A 24,326-nucleotide genomic window follows, 5' to 3' on the forward strand; every position below is an offset into this window, starting at 1 on the left:
CGTGGACACGTTTGCCCTGATCGTGACCATTGGTGTCGCGCTCGGATTCACGTACACCAACGGCTTCCACGACTCCGCGAACGCGATCGCGACCTCCGTCTCCACGCGTGCGCTGACGCCGCGCGTGGCGCTGGCGATGGCCGCGGTGATGAACCTGGCAGGTGCGTTCCTCGGACAGGGCGTCGCCAAGACCGTCAGTGAGGGGCTCATCGCGACCCCGCACGGCGACCGCGGCATGGGCATCCTGTTCGCCGCGCTCGTCGGCGCGATCGTGTGGAACCTGATCACCTGGTACTTCGGTCTGCCGTCCTCGTCGTCCCACGCGCTGTTCGGCGGGATGGTCGGCGCGGCGCTCGCGGGCGGTACGGACGTGATCTGGACCGGGGTGCTCGAGAAGATCGTCATCCCGATGTTCGTGTCGCCCTTCGTCGGCATGATCGCCGGCTATCTGGTGATGGTCGCCATCCTGTGGATGTTCCGGAACGCCAATCCGCACAAGGCGAAGCGCGGTTTCCGTATCGCGCAGACCGTGTCTGCGGCCGGCATGGCCCTCGGCCACGGTCTCCAGGACGCGCAGAAGACCATGGGCATCGTGGTGATGGCCCTGGTCATCGCCGATGTGGAGAACGCGGGCGACCCGATCCCGACGTGGGTGAAGATCGCCTGCGCGCTGATGCTGTCGCTGGGTACGTACGCGGGCGGCTGGCGCATCATGCGGACGCTGGGCCGCAAGATCATCGAACTGGATCCGCCGCAGGGGTTCGCGGCGGAGACGACGGGGGCGTCGATCATGTTCGGCTCGGCGTTCCTGTTCCACGCGCCGATCTCGACGACGCATGTGATCACCTCGGCGATCATGGGTGTCGGGGCGACGAAGCGGGTGAACGCGGTGCGGTGGGGTGTCGCGAAGAACATCGTCCTGGGGTGGTTCATCACGATGCCGGCGGCGGCGGCGGTGGCTGCGCTGAGCTACGGGGTCGTGTACGTGATCTTCGGCTGACGCGGGGGTTGTTGCACGGTGGGGCCCGGTCACCTGGGGGGTGGCTGGGCCCTTTTGCTTGCCCCTCCCCGCCCTCCTCCTGCGGCCCGGCGGCCGTGGGAGGTACTCCCATCCCGCGTCCGGGGCTCCGCCCCGGACCCGTACCGCGCTTCGCGCGGTGTCCTCAATCGCCGGGCGGGCTGGAGTTGCCCCCGGTGACGAGAGACATGCGTGGGCCCGCCCCCTGGGAGAGGGGGCGGGCCCGTCGTCTTGTGGGTGGCACCGCCATGCAGCACCCCAAGACGTCTTATCCGAAGCGTCCCGAGATGTAGTCCTCGGTCGCCTGGACGGATGGGTTGGCGAAGATCCGCTCGGTGTCGTCGATCTCGACGAGCTTGCCGGGCTGACCGACCGCCGCCAGGTTGAAGAAGGCCGTGCGGTCCGAGACGCGCGCCGCCTGCTGCATGTTGTGCGTCACGATGACGATCGTGAAGCGCTCCTTCAGCTCACCGATCAGGTCCTCGATCGCGAGCGTGGAGATCGGGTCGAGCGCCGAGCAGGGCTCGTCCATCAGCAGCACGTCCGGCTCGACCGCGATCGCGCGGGCGATGCACAGGCGCTGCTGCTGACCGCCGGACAGACCCGAGCCCGGCTTGTTCAGGCGGTCCTTGACCTCGTTCCAGAGGTTCGCGCCCTTGAGGGACTTCTCGACGATGTCGCTCAGCTCGGACTTCTTGTAGTTGCCGTTCAGGCGCAGACCCGCCGCGACGTTGTCGAAGATCGACATCGTCGGGAACGGGTTCGGCCGCTGGAAGACCATGCCGACCGTGCGGCGCACGGCGACCGGGTCGACACCGGAACCGTAGAGGTTCTCGTCGTCCAGCATCACCTTGCCCTCGACGCGGCCACCGGGGGTGACCTCGTGCATGCGGTTCAGGGTGCGCAGGAACGTGGACTTTCCGCAGCCGGACGGGCCGATGAAGGCCGTCACGGAGCGGGGCTCCACCGTCATCGAGATGTCCTCGATCGCCTTGTGGGAGCCGTAGTAGGCGGTCAGGCCGCTGACGTCGATTCGCTTGGCCATGGGGATCACTTCACTTCCGGGTGGCCTCAGCGGCCGGTCTTCGGGGCCTTCCAGCGGGCGATGCCGCGGGCGACCAGGTTGAGGAGCATGACGAAGGCGATCAGCACCAGCGCGGCGCCCCAGGCGCGCGCGATCGAGGCGTCCGTGCCGACCGCGTACTGCTCGTACACGTAGAGCGGCAGGGAGGACTGGGCGCCTTCGAAGGGGTTGGGGTTGATCAGCTTCGTACCGAACACGAGGAGCAGCACCGGGGCGGTCTCACCCGTGACGCGCGCGACGGAGAGCATCACGCCGGTGGTGATGCCGCCGATCGCGGTGGGCAGGACCACCTTCAGGATGGTCCGCCACTTCGGCACGCCGAGGGCGAGCGAGGCTTCGCGCAGCTCGTTCGGGACCAGCTTCAGCATCTCCTCGGTGGAGCGGACGACCACCGGCATCATCAGGATCGCGAGCGCGATGGCGCCGGCGAAGCCGGAGGGTCCGAAGCCGAGCATCAGGTTCCACGTCGCCAGGACGAACAGGCCCGCGACGATCGACGGGATGCCGGTCATGACGTCGACGAAGAAGGTGACGGCCTTGGCCAGCTTCCCGCGGCCGTACTCGACCAGGTAGATCGCGGTGAGCATGCCGATCGGGGCGGCGATCACCGTGGCGATCAGGACCTGCTCGATGGTGCCGAGCAGGGCGTGGTAGATACCGCCGCCGGGCTGGGCGTCGAGCACGCCGTTCATCGAGTGGCTCAGGAAGTAGCCGTCGACGACCTCGATGCCCTTGCTGACGGTGACCCACGCGAGCGAGAACAGCGGCACGACGGCCAGCACGAAGCACACCCAGACGACGCTGGTGGCGACGCGGTCCTTGGCCTGGCGGACGTTCTCCACCTTGGACGTGACGACGAAGGTCGCGACGACGAAGATCAGCGCGGCGATCATGCCCCACTGGACGCGGCTGTGCCAGCCGGCGCCGAGGCCGATCGCGCAGCCCGCGGCGATCGAGCCGACCGCGATGGCCGCCGGCGCCCAGCGCGGCATGCGCGCGTGGGAGAGGGGGGCGGTGCGCACGGCGGGCGCCGGACGCGTTTCCTCAATGACCTGGCTCATGCGTTGGCCCCCGAGTACTCCTTGCGGCGGGCGATGATCGCGCGGGCCGCTCCGTTGACCAGCAGGGTGATGACGAAGAGGACGAGACCGGAGGCGATCAGCGCGTCACGGCCGAATTCGTCCGCCTCGTTGAACTTCGCGGCGATGTTCTGCGCGAACGTGCCGCCGCCCGGGTCCAGCAGGTGCCCGGAGATGATGAAGCTGGGGGACAGGACGACGGCGACGGCCATCGTCTCGCCGAGCGCGCGGCCGAGGCCCAGCATGGAGGCGCTGATGATGCCCGAGCGGCCGAAGGGGAGCACCGACATGCGGATGACCTCCCAGCGGGTGGCGCCGAGGGCGAGAGCGGCCTCTTCGTGCATCTTCGGCACCTGGAGGAAGACCTCACGGGTGACGTTGGTGATGATCGGCAGGATCATGATCGCCAGGAGGATGCCCACCGTGAACAGGTTGCGGGCGACACCCTCGCTGGTCTTCTCGAAGATGTAGGTCCAGCCGAGGTACTCGTTGAGCCAGCTGTTCAGGCCGTCGAGGTAGGGGACCAGGAAGATGGCGCCCCACAGGCCGTAGATGATGCTGGGGACGGCGGCGAGCAGGTCGACGACGTACGCGAGCGGGGCGGCGAGCCTGCGCGGCGCGTAGTGCGAGATGAACAGCGCGATGCCGATGGCGACCGGCACGGCGATGACCATGGCGATGACCGAGCTCACGACCGTGCCGAAGACGAGGACGGCGATGCCGAAGACCGGCGGGTCACCGGCCGGGTTCCACTCGGAGGCGGTCAGGAAGTTGGCGTCGTCCTTCGAGATGGCGATGCCGGCGCGGTACGCGAGGAATCCCGCGATCGCGGCCATGATCACCAGGAGGAAGATGCCCGCTCCCCGCGACATGCCGAGGAAGATGCGGTCGCCGGGGCGGAGCTTTCCGCGGGCGCTGCTCTCGGACGGAGGCGCGCCGGGCGCTGGGTTCTTGGTGGTGGTTGCTGTATCCATCAGGGTCTCCGGTCTGCGGAGCCGTGCGGCTCCAGGCGGCGGTGCACCGGATGCCGGGGCCGGTCCGCGGTGGCGGACCGGCCCCGGCCGGACGTCAGGCGAGGGTGGGAACGATCTCGCGGACCTTGGCCGCGATCTCGGCGGGCAGCGGGGCGTAGCCGGCCTCGGCGAGGACCTTCTGGCCCTCGTCGCTGACGGTGTAGTTCAGGAACGCCTTCAGGGTGGGCAGCGTCTCCGCCTTGTTGCCCTTGTCGCAGGCGATCTCGTACGTCACGAGGATGATCGGGTACGCGCCCTCGACCTTGGTCTTGTAGTCGAGGGACAGGGCCAGGTCGCTGCCGGTGCCCTTGACCTTGGCGGCGGCGATGGCCTTGGAGGCGTTCTCCGTCGTCGCCTCGACCGGGGTCGCGGCGCCGGTGTTCAGCTTGACGGTGTCGATGGACTGCGAGGTCGCGTACGACAGCTCGAAGTAGCCGATGGAGCCCTGGGTCTGCTTGACCTGGGCGGCGACACCGGAGGAGCCGTTGGCGGCCTGACCACCGGGGGCGAGCCACGACTTCGACTTCGGGTCGTGCTTCCAGTCGGCCGGGGAGGCCTCGCTCAGGTACTTGTGCAGGTTCTGCGTCGTACCGGACTCGTCCGAGCGGTGGAAGGCCTGGATCTCGGTGTCCGGGAGCTTCGCGTCGGGGTTGAGCTTGGCGATGGCCTCGTCGTTCCACTTCTTGATCTTCGAGTCGAAGATCTTGGCCAGGGTGGGCGCGTCCAGGACCAGGTTGTCCACGCCGTCCAGGTTGTAGCCGATCGCGACGGGGCCGCCGACCATCGGCAGGTTGATGCCCTGGCCGCCCTTGCAGATCTTCTTCGACTCCTCGACCTCCTCCGGCTTCAGCGCGGAGTCGGAGCCGGCGAAGGTGACCTGGCCCTGGTTGAACTTGGTGATGCCGCCGCCGGAGCCGATGGCCTGGTAGTTGACCTCGACGCCGGAGCAGGCGGCCTGGAAGTTCTTGACCCACAGGTCCATGGCGTTCTTCTGGGCGGTCGAGCCGGCCGCGAGCAGCTGGCCCTTGGCGTCGTCGCACTTGATGTTCGACGCAGCGCCGGTCTTCGTGCCGCTGTCGGGCGCGGTGTTGTCGTCCGAACCACACGCCGTGAGGACCAGGGCGCCGGACAGGGCGAGGGCGCCGAGCGCGGTGGCGCGAAGCCCGTTCTTGCGCTGAAGCTTCACTTTCGGGTGTTCCTTCCAGGAGCCGCCGGACGCTGACCTTTGTCGTGACGTTCTGTGGCGGCGTGTGTCGGGTGGGGATGACCGGCACTGCACCGGACACCGTGCACGGCCGAAATTAGGCAGATCAGGTGAAGTGACCAACGGGGGAGAGTGAACGCAAGGTGAACCGTGTCCGGCGGCCTGGTGCCGTCCCAAGGATTGACCCGCGCGAGGGCGTGCGCCCGCCGACACGCGCCGCAGGTGGCGCCGGTTGTCAGGCGGTGCGCAGTTCCTGGAGCAGGGCGTCGACCAGGGTGCGGTCGTGGGGCTGCGTGAGGCGTTCGCGGGCGGCGGCGGGCGGCAGCCAGACGATGCGGTCCACCTCGCGGCTGGCGGCGAACGACCCGGAGCGGGCCTCGGCGGCCCAGTACGTGACGTGCTTGGGGCGGCCCTTCGTGATGTAGCGGATCGAGGGCAGCCGGGCGCCCGGGATGCACCGGTGGCCGGTTTCCTCCAGTACCTCGCGCAGGGCGGCGGCGAGGGCGTCCTCACCCGGCTTGAGCTTGCCCTTGGGATGCGACCAGTCGTCGTACTTGGGCCGGTGGACGAGGCAGACCTCGATGCCGTCGTCGCCGTGGTGCGGTGCCCGGCGCCACAGCACGACGCCGGCGGCGAGCACTGTGCCGTCGTTCATGGTGCGGTGACCGTCGCCGTGGCGCGCCGCCACTCCTGCTGGAAGGCGAACCTGGCGGCCTCGACCTCGTGCCGCTGGTCGGCGTGAAGCACGCCGAGGGCGTACGCGGTGGCCGGCGCGATCCGGGGCGTACGGGCGGCTGCCGCGGCGGCCTCGGACGCCTCGGCGGCGTCGCGGTGGTGGTCCAGCACGCGTCCGGCGTGGCACAGGACCGGATCGGCGTCGGGGTGCAGTACCTCCTGCGCGTAGCGGTGCAACCGCAGCAGCCTGCGGACCTCGTGCCACGGGGCGTCCTGCTCCTCGCCGGCGGTGGCGGTCGTGAGGCCGTTGACCAGGGCGTCCGCGTTGTACGGATGGGCCGCGCGGCCCAGGGGCAGCTGGGCGACGGCGTCCAGCAGGCGCCGCTCCGCGACCTCGGCGAGCAGGCCGAGCGTCTCGGCGGCCGGGCCGGCGGCGGCAGGGGCCAGCGGGAGCTCGCTGGCCAGTAAGGCGACGGCGTCGGCGACGGCGTGGAAACGGGAGGAGCCGAGCGCCTGGAGCGCGGCGGAGTGCGCCCGGGTCCGGGCGAGGGTGAGCTGCCGCTCCAGCAGGGCCCCGGCCCGCGCGGCCCCGACGTTGAGTGCGCCGCCCCGCGCGGCGCTTCCGGTCCCGTTGACCGCGGGCCCGGCGGGCCGGTCCTCGTTCCCTCGGTCGGCTTCCCCACCGCGCAGGGGCGCTGCGTCGGCGGTCTCTTCGCCGCTTGCGGCGTCCCGTCCGGGCGTGGCCCCTGCGGCCGCGCTGTCCGCCGCGTTCGGCAGCGTGCCGGTCGTGGAATCTGTGGCCCCGCCACGGGAGGAGGCAACCGCGTACCGCAGGGACACCTCCGTACGCGCCGGCGGAAGCGGGGCCGTGCCCGACAGGCGGGACAGTGCGTCCAGCAAGCGGGACAGGCGTGACGTGCACGCGTGCTCGAGCGCCAGTGTCGCGGACAGCCAGCCCAGCTCCGTGCGCAGGCCGTCCGCCCACGCCGGGTCGAGCAGCGGGCGGAAGGTGTACAGCGTCCCGCTGATCCGGCGCGACGACGCCCGCAGCGCCCGCGCCGCCTCCGAGGCGCCCGCCGTGTCCGCACCGCTCTCGCCGTGCAGGCGCAGGCTGCGCAGGAAGTCCCCCGCCTGCGTGTGGAGGTAGTGGGCCACCGCCTCGCCCGCAGTGGCGGTGTCGCGGGAAAGTTCAGGGCTGTGCACGCCGGCGCCTCCGGGCGTCTATGAGCATCTCCTGTACGTTCCGCAGCGGCTGGCCGTCGGAGTCCGTGGCGTGCCGGGTCCACGCGCCGTCCGGGCCGAGGTGCCAGGACGACGTGGTGTCGGACATGCCCGTCTCCAGCAGCCGGGTCAGGGCCGCGCGGTGGGCCGGGTCGGTGACCCGTACCAGTGCCTCGATACGGCGATCGAGGTTGCGGTGCATCATGTCGGCACTGCCGAACCACACTTCCGGTTCGCCCCCGTTGCCGAAGGCGAAGACGCGGGAGTGCTCCAGGAAGCGGCCGAGTATCGAGCGCACCCGGATGTTCTCCGAGAGGCCGGCGACACCGGGGCGGATCGCGCAGATGCCGCGGACCCAGATGTCGATCGGCACGCCGACCGCGGCCGCCCGGTAGCAGGCGTCGATGATCGCCTCGTCCACCATGGAGTTGACCTTGATGCGGACATAGGCGGGGCGTCCGGCGCGGTGGTGGGTGATCTCCTTGTTGATGCGCGAGATCAGCCCGTCGCGCAGCGACTTGGGCGCCACCAGCAGCCGGCGGTAGGTCTCGCGGCGCGAGTAGCCGGAGAGCCGGTTGAAGAGGTCGGAGAGGTCCGCGCCGACCTGCGGGTCCGCGGTCAGCAGTCCCAGGTCCTCGTAGAGCCGGGCCGTCTTGGGGTGGTAGTTGCCGGTGCCGACGTGCGAGTAGCGCCGCAGCGTCTCGCCCTCCTGGCGGACGACGAGCGACAGCTTGCAGTGCGTCTTGAGGCCCACGAGCCCGTAGACGACATGGCAGCCCGCCTCCTCCAGCTTGCGCGCCCACTTGATGTTGGCCTGCTCGTCGAAGCGGGCCTTGATCTCGACGAGGACGAGGACCTGCTTGCCCGCCTCGGCGGCGTCGATGAGCGCGTCGACGATCGGGGACTTGCCGGAGGTCCGGTACAGCGTCTGCTTGATCGCGAGGACGTCCGGGTCGGCAGCGGCCTGCTCCAGGAACGCCTGCACGGAGGTGGAGAACGAGTCGTACGGGTGGTGCAGCAGCACGTCCCGTTCGCGCAGCGCCATGAAGATGTCGGGCGCGGACGCGGACTCGACCTCGGCCAGGTCCCGGTGGGTGCCGGCGACGAACTTCGGGTACTTCAGCTCGGGCCGGTCCAGCGCCGAGATCCCGAACAGGCCGGTCAGGTCCAGCGGCCCGGGCAGCGGGTACACCTCGGCGTCGGAGACCTTCAGCTCGCGGACGAGGAGATCGAGCACGTACGGGTCGATGGACTCCTCGACCTCCAGGCGCACGGGCGGGCCGAAGCGGCGGCGCAGGAGCTCCTTCTCCAGGGCCTGGAGCAGGTTCTCGGCGTCGTCCTCCTCGACCTCCAGGTCCTCGTTCCTGGTCACCCGGAACATGTGGTGGGCGAGGACCTCCATGCCGGGGAACAGCTCTTCGAGGTGCGCCGCGATGACGTCCTCCAGCGGCACGTACCGCTGCGGGCTGGCCTCCAGGAAGCGGGAGAGCAGCGGCGGGACCTTGACGCGGGCGAAGTGGCGGTGGCCGCTGACCGGGTTGCGCACGACGACGGCGAGGTTGAGCGAGAGTCCCGAGATGTACGGGAAGGGGTGCGCGGGGTCCACGGCCAGCGGCGTGAGGACCGGGAAGATCTGCTGCCGGAACAGGGTGAAGAGGCGGGCCTGCTCCTTCTCGGTGAGCTCGGGCCAGCGGATGAGGTGGATGCCCTCGTCGGCGAGCGCGGGGGCGACGTCCTGCTGGAAGCAGGCGGCGTGCCGGGCCATGAGCTCGCGCGAGCGCGTCCAGATCAGGTCGAGGACCTCGCGGGGCTGGAGGCCGGAGGCCGAGCGGGTGGCGACACCGGTGGCGATGCGGCGCTTGAGTCCTGCCACCCGGACCATGAAGAACTCGTCCAGGTTGGACGCGAAGATGGCGAGGAAGTTGGCCCGCTCCAGCAGGGGCGTGGCCGGGTCCTCGGCGAGCTCCAGGACGCGTTCGTTGAACGCGAGCCAGCTGCGCTCGCGGTCGAGGAACCGCCCCTGGGGCAGCTCACCGGCGAGCACGTGCTCCGCGTCCTCGACGTAGGTGTCGAGGTCCGCGTCGAGGTCGGGTTCGAGATCGGAGACGGTGGCGGCCACGGTGTGCGGCCGGTGCGCGGCTATGGACGCGACGGACGGCTGGGGGTGCTGGACCGGGACCTCGGCGGGCTGCTGGCTCATGGCCCCATTGTTCCGCGCGGAAAGTGTCACCGGCGCGTCGGAGAGGGCCGGGGCGAGGGCTTTTCTCCCGCGGGGGGAGTCGGGCACAGCGGGCTGCATTGGCCGAGGGTCGCAAGGGTGTCTGAATGGCCGGTAACGACGACATGACGTGAGGGAAAGCGTGGCGGGGCCTTAGGGGCTGCCCGGTGGATCTTGGCCGGGGCCCCGACGCCTGGCACGGCACCTCGCTGCGTTGCCGAAATGCCCCAATAGCTCCGCTATCAGGGCACTCCGGCGCCTTGCGATGTACCGCACCAGACGCCGCGTCCTGTCCGGCCCTGATCCACCGGGCAGCCCCTGGGGGGTCGGCCGGGGCCCCGCAGGGTGTCATCCGTGCCGGTGGCGGAAGATCCGGAACGCGGCGTACGTCACGACCGCGGCCAGCGCGAGGACGATACCGGTCTCGACGAGCTGGAGCGGCCACAGGTGCGACTCGGGATGGTAGTCGTACCAGCGGCCGGTGACACCGTGCTCGGCGAGGCAGGCGTCGCGGTCGGCGGTGAAGCAGATGTCGAAGCCGAGGCGTTCACCTGACGAGGTCAGCATCCCGGTGTCGGTGACCAGCCAGTCCTCCCAGAGGGGGTAGTGGGCGGGGCCGGTCCGGACGGCGTCGGAGACGGTGGGCCAGAGGTTTCCCCGCTGCGACGACATCGTGAGCATGACGGCCCCGGTGGCGAGACAGGCGACGGACATGGCGGCCAGGGTGCGGCGCACCAGCAGCCCGGTGAGTGCGCCGACGGCCACCGCGAGCAGGGCGTACGCGATCGACGCGGGCCCGATGGCGAGGAAGACGTGCCGCGTGTACCAGCGCAGGTGCGTGTTGTGGGACAGCGGGTCCCAGGCCAGGCGGAAGACGCCGACGAGGGCTGCCGTGAGGACCGTGACGGCCACCGCGGGGACCATGGTCTTCGTGGCGAACCACCGCTGCGGTGTCACCGACTGGGTCCAGGCCAGGCGGTACGTCCCGCTCTCCAGCTCGCGGGCGATCACCGGGCCCGCCACGACGGCCGCGATCAGCAGGGGCAGTGTCATGGCGGCCAGGCCGGCGTACTCGACGACCGGCAGCAAGCCGCTGCGCAGGTCCGACCGGGCGAACAGGTTCCTGTCGAAGTCGTCGGGCGGCGTCGCCTCGTACCAGACGCGCAGCCCGGCGGCCACGGCGGCGGACAGCACGAGCAGGGCCGCCGCGACGGTCAGGACCGCGCGGTGCTGGCGGACGACGACCCAGCTCGGGCCCTTCAGGCGCAGCGTGCTCATGCCGTCACCGCCGCGTCCGCCGTCAGCAGGGCGGGGGCCCCGGGGGAGCGGAGATGGGCCATGAGCAGTTCCTCCAGGGAGGGGTCCGACGTCAACCAGACGGGGTCGAGGGCGCCCTTCGGGCGTATCAGCGCGGTGAGCTGACGTCCTGTCGTACGGGACTCGACGACGGTGTGCGGCGCGAGGTCCGTGACGGGGCCGGTGAGCAGGGTGTGCGCGGCGACCAGGTCCTCGGTGTCGCCGGCCAGGCGCACCCGGCCGCCGTCGACGAGCAGGACGTAGTCGGAGGTCGCCTCCAGCTCGGACAGGATGTGCGAGGAGATCACGACCGTGGTGCCGTGGTCGGCGGCCTCGGCCATCAGGATGCCCATCAGCTGGTGCCGTGCCAGGGGGTCGAGGTCGGCCATCGGCTCGTCGAGCAGAAGGAGTTCGGGGCGCTTGCCGAGCGCGAGGGCGAGCGCCACGCGGGTGCTCCCCCACAGCCCTTCGGGCGTGGGAGGTACCCCCACCGCCGGAGAGGCTGCGGATGCGGTCGCCCGGGGTGAAGCCGCCCTCCTCGACGATCCGGCCGGCCAGGGCGGCGTCCCAGCGGCCCGGGTTGAGTTCGCGGCCCAGGCGGAGGGTGTCGGCGACGGTCAGCTGCGGGTACAGGGGCTTGTCCTGGGCGACGTACGCCATGCGGACGCGGGCTCGGCGCCGAGCACCCGCAGCGTGCCGTCGCCCGGGCGGGCGAGTCCCGCGGCGATGGCGAGCAGGGTGGACTTCCCGGCACCGTTGGGACCCGCGAGGGCGCACACCCGCCCGGCGGGCACGCGGAACGAGCAGTCGCGCAGGGCCGGCCGGCCGTGTCTGCGGTAGGTCTTGCCGAGGCCGTTCGCCTCGATCGCGGTCGCGGTCGCGGTCACGCGCCGCCCCCTTCGCTCTTGTGCGGTTCCTCTGCCTCCAGTACGGCGGCGAGGAGCGCGGTGATGTCGTCCGTCTCCAGTCCCGTCGCACGGGCCCGTGCGACCCAGTCGGCGAGCTCCGCGCGCAGCGGTGTGCCGGCCGCCTGGCCGCCGAGGGTCCGGGTCACGAAGGTGCCGAGGCCGCGGCGGGCCTCGACGAGTCCCTCGCGTTCGAGCTCGCGGTAGGCCTTGAGCACCGTGTTCGGGTTGATGGCCGTGGCCTCGACGACCTCGCGGGCCGTCGGGAGGCGGTCACCGGGCCGCAGCAGTCCGAGGCGCAGGGCGCTTTTCGTCTGCTGGACGATCTGGAGATAGGTGGCGACGCCACTGCGCCGGTCGATGCGGAACTCGACCACGTCACTGCACCACCCTTTCACTAATTGAATAGTGAAATGGTGGCGTAGGAAAGGGGGCGGTGTCAACGACCCCGCCCCCTCTGCCCGTTGGCCGGGCCGGATCAGGTCTCGGTGCGGTACATCAGGTCCACCTCGTGCGTCACGAAGCCGAGTTGCTCGTACACCCGCATTGCCGCCAGGTTGTCCGCGTCCACATAGAGCATCGCCGTCGGCAGGCCCTGGGCGGCGAGGTGGCGCAGGCCGGTCGCCGTGAGGGCCTTGCCGAGGCCGCCGCCCTGGGCGTCGGGGCTGATGCCGAGGACGTAGACCTCGCCGAGCTGTTCCTCCGCGTGCACCTTCGTCCAGTGGAAGCCGATGATCCGGCCTCCCTGCTCGGCCAGGAAGAAGCCCTTGGGGTCGAACCACGGCTCGGCCTTGCGGTCGTCCAGGTCCCGCTGGGTCAGCGAGCCCTGCTCGGGGTGGTGGGCGAACGCCGCTGCGTTGACGGCGAGCCAGTCGGCGTCGTCCTGTCCCGGCACGAAGGTCCGCACGGTGACACCCGGCGGGTACACCGGCTCGGGGATGCCCTGCGGGGTCAACGGGCGGCGCAACTGGCGCAGTTCGCGGAAGAGCGTCAGGCCGAGGACCTGGGCCATGTGCCGGGCGGCGGACTTCCCGCCGTGCGCCCACACGCGCAGCCGCTTGCCCGACGCGTCGAGCAGGGTCGTCCCCAGGGCCCGTCCGTGGCCGCGTCCGCGGTGGTTCGGGTGGACGACGAGCTCGGCCGCCGGGGCCTCGACGGGGTCGGTGTCCTCCAGCTGGGCGTATCCGACGAGCTGCCCCTCGACGGTGAGCAGGAAGTGCTGTACGCCTTCCCGCGGCCCGCCGCGCAGCTGCAGCCGGCCCTGCTCGGACACGGCCTGCATCCCGTCGGACCGGGCGGCCTCGGCGAGCAGCTCGGACACGGCCTCGGCCTGCTCGGCGGTGAGTTCGTCCAGGGACTGGATCTGCCGGCCGGGCTCCGGAATCACTGCGTCGATCGTCATGTGTCGAGGGTACGGCGGGCGATGGCGGTGCGGGTGGCGTGCGGCGGGGGTGGTGTCGGCCACGAGGGTGTGTCGTCGCAGCGGGCGAGCCCGCCGGGGCCCACGCCCCCGCCCCGGGAGCCGGCACCCTCCACCTCCGCGGCGCGCCTGACGCACCACTCCCCACGGGCGCCATCAGCCGTTTCGTCCCGATTCCTGAGTGATGGCAACCAGGTCGTAACCCGTATCCCCCTGTCGCGCTACGCGCGTTGACTCTAGGCTGCCGCTCGCCCCTCGCTCCCTCGTTGGACCTGACAAGGAGACAGATGTCAGCGACACCACCCAACCATCGCGCGGCCAAGCGGACCCGGCGCGTCCTCGCCGCCGCGGCCGGGCTGGCCACGGTCGGCGCGCTCGCGGCCGCGCTGCCGGCCGGTGCCGCCGGCGGTGACCGGCAGGGCTCCGGCCACCAGCCGCGCACCGTCGATGTGCAGCTGCTCTCCTTCAACGACCTGCACGGCAACCTGGAGCCGCCGGCCGGCTCGGCCGGCACCGTCTCCGAGAAGCAGGCCGACGGCACGGTCAAGACCGTCCCGGCCGGTGGCGTCGAGTACCTCGCGACCTCGCTGCGCACCGCGCGCCAGGGCCACCCGTACTCCGTCACCGCCGCCGCCGGCGACCTGGTGGGCGCGAGCCCGCTGCTGTCCGGGCTCTTCCACGACGAGCCGACCGTCGAGGCGCTCAACAAGCTGGACCTCGACGTGACGGGCGTGGGCAACCACGAGTTCGACGAGGGCGCGGTCGAGCTGGCCCGCCTCCAGAACGGCGGCTGCCACCCGACCGACGGCTGCTTCGAGGAGGGCAAGGAGTTCGAGGGCGCGGACTTCCCCTATCTCGCGGCGAACGTGACCAAGGAGTCGACCGGCAAGCCGATCCTCAAGCCGTACACCGTCTGGAAGAAGAACGGCGTCAAGATCGGTTTCATCGGCGTCACCCTGGAGGGCACGCCGGACATCGTCAGCGCCAACGGCATCAAGGGCCTGAAGTTCCACGACGAGATCGAGACCGTCAACAAGTACGCCCGTGAGCTGGAGCGCAAGGGCGTGAAGTCGATCGTCGCGCTCATCCACGAGGGCGGCTCGCCCGCCTCCACGTCGTACAACTACGACTGCGACTCGCCGGGCGTGGGCGACGGTGTCTCGGGCCCGATCGTCGACATCGCCAAGGGCATCACGCCCCAGGTCGACGCCCTGGTCACCGGCCACACCCACCAGGCGTACGTGTGCACGATCCCGGACCCGTCCGGCAAGCCGCGCATGGTCACCTCGGCGTCGTCCTACGGCAAGCTCTACACGGACACCACGCTGACCTACGACCGGCGGACCGGCGACATCGTCCGTACGTCGGTCAAGTCGGCGAACCACATCGTCAGCCGCGACCAGGCCAAGGCCCCGGACATGACGGAGCTGATCACGCGCTGGAACAAGCTGGCCGCGCCGATCGCGAGCCGTCCGCAGGGCTTCATCTCGGCCGACATCAACGGCCGCGGCGCCACCGCGCCGGAGAAGCCGCTGGGCGACCTGATCGCGGACGCGCAGCTCGCGGGTCTCGCCCCGGCCGACAAGGGCGGCGCCCAGCTGGCGCTGATGAACCCGGGCGGAATCCGCTCCGACCTGGTGTACAAGGCGTCGGGCAGCGAGGGCGACGGTGTGGTGACGTACGGCGAGGCCTTCACGGTCCAGCCCTTCACCAACATGATGAACGTCGTCGACCTGACCGGCGCCCAGCTGATCACCGCGCTCCAGCAGCAGGTCAGTGGCCCGAACGAGGCGTCCCCGAAGATCCTCCAGGTGTCGAAGGGCTTCACTTACACCCTGGACCTGACGAAGACCGGTGCCGACCGGATCGTCGTGAGCTCGGTGAAGCTGAACGGCGAGGCGATCGACCCGGCGAAGACGTACCGGGTCGCGATGAACGAGTTCCTCGCGGGCGGCGGTGACGGTTTCGCGGTCCTGAAGGAGCACACCAACAAGCTGGTGGGCGCCTCCGACCTGGACGTGTTCAACGCCTACCTGGCGGCGAACTCCTCGGCGTCGGCGCCGATCGCACCGCCGGCCGCGGACCGCATCACGGTCGTGCGGTAAGCGCGCAGGGTCGAACGGTGGGGCGGCGGGCCGGGGGGTCCGCCGCCCCACCGGCGTTTCCGGGGGCGACAGCCGGCCCGTGCGCCGGGCTCCCGGACCCTGGCCGTCTTGTCGTGACCGCGTCATACTCCCGCCCATGGACCGACGGAGACTTCTCGCGGGCGCGGCGGCATTCTCCGCCGCCGCCCTCATCGGCGCCCCCCACGCCGCCGCCGCACCGCGCAGCACCACCCTGTCCGCCCAGGACTGGATGGCCGGTGCCGCCGACTCGACACCCCTGCAACGGCTGACGATCCCGGGCACCCACGACTCGGGCGCCCGCTTCGGCGGGCTGTGGACGGAATGCCAGAACACGACCATCGCCGAGCAGCTGACCAGCGGCATCCGCTTCCTCGACGTACGGTGCCGGGTGACCGGCGGCTCGTTCGCCGTCCACCACGGGCCGTACTACCAGAACATGATGTTCGGCGACGTCCTCGTCGCCTGCCGCGACTTCCTCACCGCGCACCCGTCCGAGACGGTGCTGATGCGGGTCAAGCAGGAGTACTCGGAGGAGAGCGACGCGACCTTCCGCGCGATTTTCGACGACTACCTCGACCGCCGCGGCTGGCGGTCGCTGTTCCGTATCGGCGACGGCATCCCCGCGCTCGGCCAGGCACGCGGCAGGGTCGTCCTCCTCGGCGACAACGGCGGGCTGCCGGGCGTCCGTTACGCGGACGGCGCCCTCTTCGACATCCAGGACGACTGGAACGCCCCGCCCTGGGACAAGTACCCGAAGATCGAGTCTCACCTGCGCAAGGCGGTCCAGCAGCCGGGCAAGCTGTTCGTCAACTACGTGAGCACGTCCGCGTACATGCCACCGCGCTGGAACGCCGACGACCTCAACCCGCGCGTGCACCGCTTCCTCGACGGCACGGCGAGCGGCTGGCGCGGGCTCGGGATCGTCCCCATGGACTTCCCCAACACCCGTGCCGGACTGGTCGAGTCCCTCATCCGCCACAACGGCTGACGGGCGGCGGCGGCCGGCCGCCTGCAGCGACCGGCCGCCCGTCCCGGGTCTACCGGCCGAGCCGCAGCTCGGGCGGTCGACACCCCGCGCCGCCTCGCCCTCGATTCGGGCGGTGAACCGCAGCGGCTGCGGGGGCGGCGGCACGGCATTCTCCGTGAGGCGCCGGGCCGCTCCCGCGCGTCACGGATGCGGCTCGTCGCACCGTGCGTCCGCGACCGGGCCCGGAACGCGCCGGCGCCGCTGAAGCCACGCGGCCCCTTGCGCGGAATCGGGGACAGCGCCCCGGCGAACTGGGAGGCGGTAGCGGTGGCTGGGAGCAAGGGCGATTCCTTCGATGGGTGACCGAGGGGCGGATCTGCGAGACGATACGCATCGTCTCGACAAATACGGTATGCGAGGAAGGGCCGTCACCGCATGACGTTGCGTCTCGCGAAGGTGTCAGGGGGTGGACGGGGGCGGCGCCGCGGCACCCGGCAGGCGGATCACCGCAACGGTGCCGCCGCCCTCCGCCGCGGCGAGCGTCACCTCGCCGCCCGCCTGCTGGACCGTGCGGGCCACGATCGACAGACCGAGGCCCGAGCCCGGCAGCGACCGCGCCGACGGGGAACGCCAGAAGCGCTCGAAGACGTGCGGGAGTTCCTCCCGCGGGATGCCGGGCCCGTGGTCCCTGATGGTCAGTTCGCCGTCCCGCAGGCGCACCTCGACCGCGCCGCCCCGCGGCGAGAACTTCACCGCGTTGTCCAGGACGTTGACCAGCGCCCGCTCCAGGGCCGCCTGTTCGCCGCGTACGTACCAGGGCCGCACGTCCGCCTCGAACGTCAGCTCCGGTCCGCGCAGCCGGGCCCGCTCCAGCGCGCCGTCGAGGATCTCGTGCAGCGCCACGACCTGCACCTGGCGGCCGTGGGCCGCGCTGTCCGGCCGGGACAGCTCCTGGAGGTCGCCGATCAGCGACGCCAGTTCCGTCATCTGCGCCTTCACCGAGGCCAGCAGGGCCCGGCGGTCGTCCGGCGGGATCGCGCGTCCGGTGTCGTCGCTGCGGGCGAGCAGCTCGATGTTCGTCCGCAGCGAGGTCAGCGGAGTACGCAGCTCGTGACCGGCGTCGGCGATGAGCTGCTGCTGGAGGTCGCGAGAGGAGGCGAGCGCGGCGGTCATCGCGTTGAACGAGCGTGACAGCCGGGCGATCTCGTCGTCCCCCTCGGCCGGGATGCGCACGCTCAGGTCCTCGGTGCGGGCCACGTGCTCGACGGCGCCGGTCAGCCGGTCCACCGGGGCCAGCCCGGTGCGCGCGACCCACAGGCCGGCCGCGCCCGCGCCGAACACACCGATGCCGGAGACGACGAGCAGCAGCAGGGCCAGCTCGCGCAGCGTGTTCTCGGTCTCCTTGAGCGGGAACGCGTACATGACGGCCGTGTCCCGTACCACCCCGCCGCCCGGCGGGTCGGCGACGGCGGCGACGGTCAGCACGCGGACGGACCGGCCCTCGGTGTCGGTGCCGGTGCGGTACGTCTCGACCGTCGGGTCCCCGGCCCGCGCCACGTCCCGGTCGACGGCCGTGACGCGGACGGTGCCCGCGTAGTTCCTGGCGAAGACGCACGGCCGCTCGTCGTCGGCGCGCGCGAGCTGGAAGTAGTAGTCGGACCTCGGGCCCGGGAAGTCGGTCGGGTCGGAGGTCTCCCGGGCGCAGTTGCCGAGCGTGGTGGCGATGTCGATGGCCCGCAGCGGGGTGTTCTCGTTCGCCGAGTGCAGCTTGGCGTCCACCTCGTCGTACAGCTTGCCGCGCACGACGAACCAGCACACGGTGGAGACGACCGCGACCGCCGCCGCCACTGCCGTCGCCACCAGCAGCGCGAGCCGGGAGCGCAGGGGCAGGGCACGGAAGCGTGCGATCACTCGGGGCCGCCCGATCGCAGCACGTACCCCACGCCGCGCACGGTGTGCACCAGCCGCGGTTCGCCGGCCGCCTCCGTCTTGCGCCGCAGGTACATCACGTACACGTCCAGCGAGTTGGAACTGGGCTCGAAGTCGAAGCCCCAGACGGACTTGAGGATCTGTTCACGGGTGAGGACCTGGCGCGGATGGGCCAGGAACAGTTCGAGGAGGGTGAACTCGGTGCGGGTCAGCTCGACGGGGCGCGTGCCGCGGGTGACCTCGCGGGTCGCCAAATCCATGCGCAGATCGGCGAACGACAGCACGTCCTGGTCCCCGGCGGCCTCGGCCGCGGCCGCGTAGGAGCTGCGCCGCAGCAGGGCGCGGATGCGGGCGAACAGCTCGTCCAGCTCGAACGGCTTGACCAGGTAGTCGTCGGCGCCCGCGTCGAGCCCGGTGACACGGTCGCCGACCGTGTCGCGGGCCGTCAGCATCAGGATCGGCACCCGGGAGCCGGCGGACCGCAGCCGGCGGGCCGCGGTCAGGCCGTCCATCCGGGGCATCTGGATGTCGAGGACGACGAGATCGGGGGCGTACGCCTCCGCCTTGGCGAGAGCGTCGACGCCGTCGACGGCGACCTCGGTGCCGTACCCCTCGAAGGCGAGGGAACGCTGCAGTGCCTCGCGCACGGCGGGCTCGTCGTCGACGATGAGGATGCGGTCGCCTTCAGTCATGGGCCCAGCCTCGCACGCGTTCAGTTGTCACCGCCGGAGCGCAGACTGTCCAGGTCGGCCTTGACCGTGTCGATGGGGATCGCGAAGCCGAGCCCGACGCTTCCGGCGGTGGAGCCGGTGGCGGAACTGGGCGAGTACATGGCCGAGTTGATGCCGATGATCTCGCCGTTCATGTTGATGAGCGCACCTCCGGAGTTGCCGGGGTTGAGGGAGGCGTCGGTCTGGATCGCCTTGTAGGTGGTCTTCGCGTCGCCGGTGTCGCCGTTGAACTCCTGCCCGCCGAACTCGAAGGGCCAGTTCTGGCGGGGGTCCCGCTGTCCCTGGTCCTCCTCCTTGGCGACCGTCACGTCACGGTCGAGCGCGGAGACGATGCCGCTCGTGACGGTGCCGGTCAGACCCTCGGGGGAGCCGATCGCGACGACCTGGTCGCCGACCTCGACGGCGCCGGAGTCGCCCAGGGTGGCGGGCTTGAGCCCCGAGGCGCCGTTCAGCTCGATGAGGGCGAGGTCCTTGTCGGGGTCGGTGCCGACGATGTCGGCGGTGTACGTCGTGCCGTCGCTGAGCCGCACCTTGATGGTCTCGGCGCCGGAGACGACGTGGTTGTTGGTGACGATCTCGCCGCCGGAGGTGATGATCACGCCGGAGCCGGTGGACTGCCCGGCGGCGGAGGTGGCGTTGATCTCGACGATGCTGGGCGAGACGGCCTGGGCGACGCCGGCCACCGTGCCCTTGCTGCTCTGCGACACGGTGGTGCCGGCGACCGCGCTGCTGGCGCCGGCGTCCCGGTCGCCGACGAACTGGCCGACGAGCACGGACGTGCCGCCGCCGACGGCCGCCGCGGCGATGGCGACAGCGGCGAGCAGTGCGACGGGCCGCTTGGCGCGGCGGTGCGGCGCGGGGACCGGTGCCGGGCCCTGCTGCGCGGGCGGCTCGAAGCCGGGTCCGCCGCCCCCGGGCCACACGGTGACGGTCCCGGCCGGCTGGTGCGGCGGGGGCGGCGGCCAGCCTCCGCCGGCCTGGGTGAGGGGCGCTTCGTACGGCTGCTGGGTGCCGGTGTCGTCGTGGACGCCGCGGCGGTAGTGGTCGCTCATGGCATCGACTTTCGCGGGGCCAGATGAGAGCGGTCTGAGACGGCGCTGAGAAGCCCGACAGAACCGCGTATGCCCGATATAAGGACCCGGGCCCGCACCGTGGCGTCGCACAGGGCAACCCTGGCGGGCGCTCGTCGGTCTGACTGGCGCAGCCATATGCCCCGACGGGCTTCAGGAAGGGAATCCGAAGTGCACCAGGGGATCAGACGCGTTCTCACCGCGGTGACGGGGTTCGTGACGGCCGGCCTGCTGACGGCCACGCTGCCCGCCCAGACCGCCCAGGCCGCGGACGGCGCCTACCGCTGCCCCAGCGGTTACTTCTGCGGCTTCACCGGCACATCAGGCGACGGCGAGATGTTCACGACCAACCGGAGCATGGCGACGCTCGGCAGCTGGGACAACAGGATCCGCTCGCTCGTGAACCGCACCTCCAGCTACGCGTGCGCCTACAGCGAGCCCGACTACTCCCTCGCCGCGCCCGACGCCGACTTCCTCCGCGAGGAGCCCGGCGCCGGCGCCGGGGAGTACAGCTTCACGCCGTACATGGACCGCAGGATCAGCTCGATCAAGTTCGTCAGGACCGAGCGGGAGTGCCACATGCCGGCCTACCCGCAGTGGGTGGCGGCCCCCGCCGGCGCGGCGGCCGGCTTCGGCGACCTCGACAACGACCTGGTCCCCGACGTCCTCGTCCGGGACCTCGCCGGACGCCTGTGGCGCCTGCCCGGCGACCACTCGGGCCGGCTCGTCGGCGGCGGCTGGAACGGCATGACCGCCATGACCCGGCACGGCGACCTGACCGGCGACGGCAACGAGGACCTGCTTGCCCGGGACAGGGCGGGACAGCTGTGGCTGTACCCGGGCACCGGGCGCGGCGGGTTCGGCACCCGCAGGCTGGTCGGCGGCGGCTGGCAGGTCATGCGCCAGATCGCGGCCGCGGGCGACCTGACCGGCGACGGGCGGGGCGACCTGCTGGCGCGCGACTCGGCGGGGCAGCTGTGGATGTACCCGGGCAACGGACGCGCCTTCGGGACGCGCAAGCTGGTCGGCGGCGGCTGGCAGGTCATGAACGCCCTCACCGGGCCGGGCGACCTGAACAGCGACTCCCGGCCCGACCTGCTGGCGCGCGACACCGCGGGCAGGCTGTGGCTCTACCCGGGCAACGGCCGTGGCGCGTTCGGGACGCGCACGCTGGTCGGCGGCGGCTGGCAGGTCATGGACACGTTCATCAGCGTCGGCTCGTACAACGGCGGCACGCTCAACGACGTCCTGACGCTCACCAACGAGGGGTACATGGGCGGCAGCCCCGGCTGGCTGCTCGGCTACCGGGGCACCGGCGGCAGCACGCCCTTCCGGGCCGCAGAGTCGCTCGACGGCGACTGGCACGGACTCAACGGCGCCTGGTGAACCGGTGTCCGGACCGGGGGGCCACCCCCGGTCCGGGCCCGCGTGTCAGGCGTCGCAGCCGCAGGAGCGGCGGATCACCAGGCCCGACGGGAACAGCTTCACCCGCTCGCGGCGCGAGCCCGCCACCCGCAGGCCGTCGTCCAGGACCAGGTCCACCGCCGCGCGGGCCATCGCCGGCCGGTCCGAGGAGATCGTCGTCAGCGGCGGATCCGTCAGCGCCGCTTCCTTCACGTCGTCGAAGCCCGCGACCGCCAGTTCGCCCGGCACGTCTATCCGCAGCTCCCGCGCCGCCCGCAGCACGCCGAAGGCCTGGTCGTCCGTGGAGCAGAAGATCGCCGGGGGCCGGTCGGGCCCGGACAGGATCTTCAGGGCGACCTGGTACGCGTCGTAGCGGTTGTACGGCGCCTCGAAGAGCCGGCCCTCGATCGAGCGCCCGGACTCCTTCATGGCACGGCGCCAGCCCTCGACGTGGTCGGCCACCGGGTCGCCGACCGCGGGGGTGTTCGGCACGCCGCCGAGACAGGCGACGTACTCGTGGCCGTGCTCCAGCAGGTGCCGGGTCGCGAGCTGGGCGCCGCCGATGTCGTCCGTCACGACGGCGACGTCGTCGATCGCCTCGGGCCGCTCGTGCAGCAGCACGATCCGCGCGTCCCACGCCTCGATCTCGGCCGCGGCCCGCTCGCTCATGCCCTGGCTGACCAGGATCAGTCCCGAGACGCGCATGCCGAGGAACGCCCGCAGATAGTGGACCTCGCGCTCGTCGCGGTAGTCCGAATTGCCGACGAGCACCATTTTCCCGCGCTCGGCCGCGGCCTGTTCGACCGCGTGTGCCATTTCGGCGAAGAACGGCTGCCGTGCGTCCGGCACGATCATGCCTATGAGGTCCGTCCGTCGCGAGGCCATCGCCTGCGCGACCCGGTCGGGCCGGTACCCCAGCTCCTTGATCGCTGCGAGAACGCGCTCGCGCGTGGCCGGGGCGACCGGCCGGGGTCCGTTGTTGATGACGTAGCTGACGACGGCGGTCGAAGTACCCGCCAGTCGCGCTACGTCGTCCCGCGTCACCTTGGCCACGGCGCGCAGTCTACGCGGGGTGACCTACCTCTGGGCAGGGCGTACGCCCGCTTCCTCGATCACAGGGGCGTCCTCCGAGTGGGTGACGGCAGCCGCCGCCTTCGCCTTGGCCTCCTCGGCGGCCCGTTCGACCTTCTCGGGGGCGACGAAGCGGTAGCCCACGTTCCGTACGGTCCCGATGAGGGACTCGTGCTCCGGGCCGAGCTTGGCGCGCAGCCGCCGTACGTGGACGTCGACCGTGCGCGTACCGCCGAAGTAGTCGTAGCCCCAGACCTCCTGGAGGAGCTGGGCACGGGTGAAGACCCGGCCGGGGTGCTGGGCGAGGTACTTGAGCAGCTCGAACTCCTTGAAGGTCAGGTCCAGGACCCGGCCCTTCAGCTTGGCGCTGTAGGTCGCCTCGTCCACCGACAGATCGCCGTTGCGGATCTCCATCGGGGAGTCGTCGGAGGTGATCTGCTGGCGGCCCATCGCGAGCCGCAGCCTCGCCTCGACCTCGGCGGGCCCGGCGGTGTCGAGCAGTACGTCGTCGATGCCCCAGTCGGCGGTGACGGCGGCCAGGCCGCCCTCGGTGACGACCAGGACCAGCGGGCAGCCCGGACCGGTGGAGCGCAGCAGCTGGCACAGCGACCGCACCTGCGGCAGATCGCGGCGGCCGTCGACGAGGATGACGTCGGCACCGGGGGTGTCGACGAGGGCCGGGCCCTCGGCGGGGGCCACCCGCACGTTGTGCAGCAGCAGCCCGAGGGCGGGGAGGACCTCCGTCGACGGCTGGAGGGCATTGGTCAGGAGCAGAAGAGAGCTCATCGGATTCCACCCGTCCGGACCGCGTTGCGGTCCTCGTGTTCGGATCGGTGCTCGGTTCGCTCGTCCATGACGTCGGTTCCTCCTCGGTCCCTGCGAGGACGCCTGCGGTACTGCTTCGTGCGGCGGCTCTCTCGCGCCCGAGAGCCTTGGTGAGCTTGTGTTCACCCGGTCGTAACAACGGTGGGAAAACACAAAAGGACCCGGGGGCGGCATTGCCCGGATCCTCTGCCCAGCAGAATAGCCCACATGAGTTGCGAGGAAGAGGGCCGATTTCACACTGTGGACGTGTCCTCGATCTCTCCCGGCCCACGGCGCGCCATATTGCGGGCTCTCGACGGTGTGCCGATCGAGGCGCTCCACGAGCCGTGCACGGCCGGTCCGGCCACGACGGCGATCGTCGTCGCGCACGGTTTCACGGGCTCCGTGGACCGGCCCGCGGTGCGGCGCGCGGCCGGCGTCTTCGCCCGGCGCGCGGGTGTGGTGACCTTCTCGTTCCGCGGGCACGGGCGGTCCGGGGGACGGTCCACCGTGGGCGACCGCGAGGTGCTCGACCTGGCCGCCGCCGTGGAGTGGGCCCGCTCGCTCGGCTACGCCAGGGTGGTGACGGTCGGGTTCTCCATGGGGGGCTCCGTCGTCCTGCGCCACGCGGCCATGGGGAAGCACGAGGGGCGCACGGAGGCGCGGACCGATGCGGTGGCCGCCGTGAGCGCCCCCGCGCGCTGGTACTACCGGGGTACGGCCCCGATGCGCCGCCTCCACTGGGTCGTCACGCGGCCGGTCGGCCGGCTGGTGGGCCGCTACGGCCTCCGCACCCGTATCCACCACCGCGACTGGGACCCGGTTCCGCTCTCCCCGGTCGAGGCCGTTCCGCTGATCGCGCCGACCCCGCTGCTGATCGTCCACGGCGACAGCGATCCCTATTTCCCGCTCGACCATCCGCGCATGCTGGCCGCCGCGGCCCGCGGGTCGGCCGAGCTGTGGCTGGAGGCGGGCATGGGCCACGCCGAGAACGCCGCCGGCGAGGCCCTGCTCGTCCGCCTCGCGGACTGGCTGGCCGGCGCATGACCCATCATGGAGGGCGGCGCGACACGAATGAGAGGAGTGCCGCT

The 24,326-nt window shown here is 71.4% G+C and carries 22 protein-coding genes; 5 read left to right on the plus strand and 17 right to left on the minus strand.

The genetic code is table 11. The features are described 5' to 3' along the window. The first annotated feature begins 1 nt into the window (after position 1). Positions 2-1,000, plus strand: a complete 999-nt coding sequence (locus ACF08N_RS23480; RefSeq protein ID WP_392326629.1) for an anion permease — start codon at positions 2-4, stop codon at positions 998-1,000. A 286-nt stretch (positions 1,001-1,286) separates the two neighbouring features. Here the strand turns inward: ACF08N_RS23480 and pstB are convergent, their stop codons facing one another. The 12 genes from pstB to mshD all read right to left on the minus strand — a co-directional run bounded on the left by pstB (position 1,287) and on the right by mshD (position 13,115). Further along, positions 1,287-2,063 carry a phosphate ABC transporter ATP-binding protein PstB gene (gene pstB, locus ACF08N_RS23485; RefSeq protein WP_392326630.1) on the minus strand — a complete coding sequence of 259 codons (777 nt, stop codon included), beginning with the start codon at positions 2,061-2,063 and terminating at the stop codon, positions 1,287-1,289. A gap of 26 nt (positions 2,064-2,089) precedes the next feature. After that, complete coding sequence (gene pstA / locus ACF08N_RS23490; protein WP_392326631.1) at positions 2,090-3,163, minus strand: phosphate ABC transporter permease PstA; 1,074 nt, start codon at positions 3,161-3,163, stop codon at positions 2,090-2,092. Next, on the minus strand, positions 3,160-4,155 hold the full coding sequence (pstC, locus tag ACF08N_RS23495; protein ID WP_392326632.1) for a phosphate ABC transporter permease subunit PstC: 996 nt from the start codon (positions 4,153-4,155) through the stop codon (positions 3,160-3,162). The genes pstA and pstC overlap by 4 nt, the downstream gene beginning before the upstream one ends. 94 nt (positions 4,156-4,249) lie before the next feature. After that, the gene (gene pstS, locus ACF08N_RS23500; RefSeq protein ID WP_392326633.1) at positions 4,250-5,380 is read right to left on the minus strand and encodes a phosphate ABC transporter substrate-binding protein PstS; all 1,131 of its coding nucleotides are present in this window, start codon (positions 5,378-5,380) and stop codon (positions 4,250-4,252) included. A gap of 253 nt (positions 5,381-5,633) precedes the next feature. Beyond that, complete coding sequence (locus tag ACF08N_RS23505; protein WP_392326634.1) at positions 5,634-6,053, minus strand: NUDIX hydrolase; 420 nt, start codon at positions 6,051-6,053, stop codon at positions 5,634-5,636. After that, positions 6,050-7,276, minus strand: a complete 1,227-nt coding sequence (locus tag ACF08N_RS23510; protein ID WP_392326635.1) for a CHAD domain-containing protein — start codon at positions 7,274-7,276, stop codon at positions 6,050-6,052. Before ACF08N_RS23510 ends, ACF08N_RS23505 begins: the two co-directional genes overlap by 4 nt. Continuing rightward, entirely contained in the window at positions 7,263-9,494 is a 2,232-nt protein-coding gene (locus ACF08N_RS23515; RefSeq protein WP_392326636.1) for an RNA degradosome polyphosphate kinase, read from the minus strand. Before ACF08N_RS23515 ends, ACF08N_RS23510 begins: the two co-directional genes overlap by 14 nt. 366 nt (positions 9,495-9,860) lie before the next feature. Further along, a complete protein-coding gene (locus tag ACF08N_RS23520) occupies positions 9,861-10,790 on the minus strand; it encodes an ABC transporter permease (protein WP_392326637.1) in 930 nt (309 codons plus the stop codon). Further along, positions 10,787-11,254: a hypothetical protein gene (locus tag ACF08N_RS23525; protein WP_392326638.1), complete on the minus strand. Its 468-nt coding sequence runs from the start codon at positions 11,252-11,254 to the stop codon at positions 10,787-10,789. The genes ACF08N_RS23520 and ACF08N_RS23525 overlap by 4 nt, the downstream gene beginning before the upstream one ends. A 171-nt stretch (positions 11,255-11,425) precedes the next feature. After that, positions 11,426-11,695, minus strand: a complete 270-nt coding sequence (locus ACF08N_RS23530) for an ATP-binding cassette domain-containing protein (protein WP_392326639.1) — start codon at positions 11,693-11,695, stop codon at positions 11,426-11,428. Then, on the minus strand, positions 11,692-12,090 hold the full coding sequence (locus ACF08N_RS23535) for a GntR family transcriptional regulator (protein ID WP_392326640.1): 399 nt from the start codon (positions 12,088-12,090) through the stop codon (positions 11,692-11,694). The genes ACF08N_RS23530 and ACF08N_RS23535 overlap by 4 nt, the downstream gene beginning before the upstream one ends. Before the next feature lie 101 nt (positions 12,091-12,191). Further along, a complete protein-coding gene (gene mshD / locus ACF08N_RS23540) occupies positions 12,192-13,115 on the minus strand; it encodes a mycothiol synthase (protein WP_392326641.1) in 924 nt (307 codons plus the stop codon). A gap of 305 nt (positions 13,116-13,420) precedes the next feature. On the opposite strand from mshD, the gene ACF08N_RS23545 reads away from it, so the two are divergent. Together ACF08N_RS23545 and ACF08N_RS23550 are read left to right on the plus strand one after the other, a co-directional pair. After that, positions 13,421-15,238 carry a bifunctional metallophosphatase/5'-nucleotidase gene (locus tag ACF08N_RS23545; RefSeq protein WP_392326642.1) on the plus strand — a complete coding sequence of 606 codons (1,818 nt, stop codon included), beginning with the start codon at positions 13,421-13,423 and terminating at the stop codon, positions 15,236-15,238. A 136-nt stretch (positions 15,239-15,374) separates the two neighbouring features. Further along, complete coding sequence (locus tag ACF08N_RS23550) at positions 15,375-16,247, plus strand: phosphatidylinositol-specific phospholipase C (protein WP_392326643.1); 873 nt, start codon at positions 15,375-15,377, stop codon at positions 16,245-16,247. A 438-nt stretch (positions 16,248-16,685) separates the two neighbouring features. On the opposite strand, the gene ACF08N_RS23555 is transcribed toward ACF08N_RS23550, so the two are convergent. Genes ACF08N_RS23555 through ACF08N_RS23565 form a run of 3 tightly spaced genes read right to left on the minus strand, consistent with a single transcriptional unit; the run spans position 16,686 to position 19,938 of the window. Beyond that, on the minus strand, positions 16,686-18,137 hold the full coding sequence (locus tag ACF08N_RS23555; RefSeq protein WP_392326644.1) for a sensor histidine kinase: 1,452 nt from the start codon (positions 18,135-18,137) through the stop codon (positions 16,686-16,688). Next, positions 18,134-18,847 carry a response regulator transcription factor gene (locus tag ACF08N_RS23560; protein ID WP_392326645.1) on the minus strand — a complete coding sequence of 238 codons (714 nt, stop codon included), beginning with the start codon at positions 18,845-18,847 and terminating at the stop codon, positions 18,134-18,136. Before ACF08N_RS23560 ends, ACF08N_RS23555 begins: the two co-directional genes overlap by 4 nt. Before the next feature lie 20 nt (positions 18,848-18,867). After that, positions 18,868-19,938, minus strand: a complete 1,071-nt coding sequence (locus ACF08N_RS23565; protein WP_392326646.1) for a S1C family serine protease — start codon at positions 19,936-19,938, stop codon at positions 18,868-18,870. A gap of 189 nt (positions 19,939-20,127) precedes the next feature. On the opposite strand from ACF08N_RS23565, the gene ACF08N_RS23570 reads away from it, so the two are divergent. Further along, the gene (locus ACF08N_RS23570) at positions 20,128-21,342 is read left to right on the plus strand and encodes a peptidase inhibitor family I36 protein (RefSeq protein WP_392326647.1); all 1,215 of its coding nucleotides are present in this window, start codon (positions 20,128-20,130) and stop codon (positions 21,340-21,342) included. A gap of 45 nt (positions 21,343-21,387) precedes the next feature. Here ACF08N_RS23570 and ACF08N_RS23575 read toward each other — a convergent pair whose 3' ends face one another. Together ACF08N_RS23575 and ACF08N_RS23580 are read right to left on the minus strand one after the other, a co-directional pair. Further along, positions 21,388-22,413: a LacI family DNA-binding transcriptional regulator gene (locus ACF08N_RS23575; RefSeq protein ID WP_392326648.1), complete on the minus strand. Its 1,026-nt coding sequence runs from the start codon at positions 22,411-22,413 to the stop codon at positions 21,388-21,390. Between the two features lie 24 nt (positions 22,414-22,437). Then, complete coding sequence (locus tag ACF08N_RS23580) at positions 22,438-23,217, minus strand: response regulator transcription factor (RefSeq protein ID WP_392326649.1); 780 nt, start codon at positions 23,215-23,217, stop codon at positions 22,438-22,440. A 246-nt stretch (positions 23,218-23,463) separates the two neighbouring features. Here ACF08N_RS23580 and ACF08N_RS23585 point away from each other — a divergent pair, with 246 nt between their 5' ends. Next, on the plus strand, positions 23,464-24,282 hold the full coding sequence (locus ACF08N_RS23585) for an alpha/beta hydrolase (RefSeq protein WP_392326650.1): 819 nt from the start codon (positions 23,464-23,466) through the stop codon (positions 24,280-24,282). Positions 24,283-24,326 lie beyond the last annotated feature (44 nt).

It is taken from the genome of Streptomyces sp. NPDC015127 (assembly GCF_043080095.1).
Classification (GTDB): Bacteria; Actinomycetota; Actinomycetes; order Streptomycetales; family Streptomycetaceae; genus Streptomyces.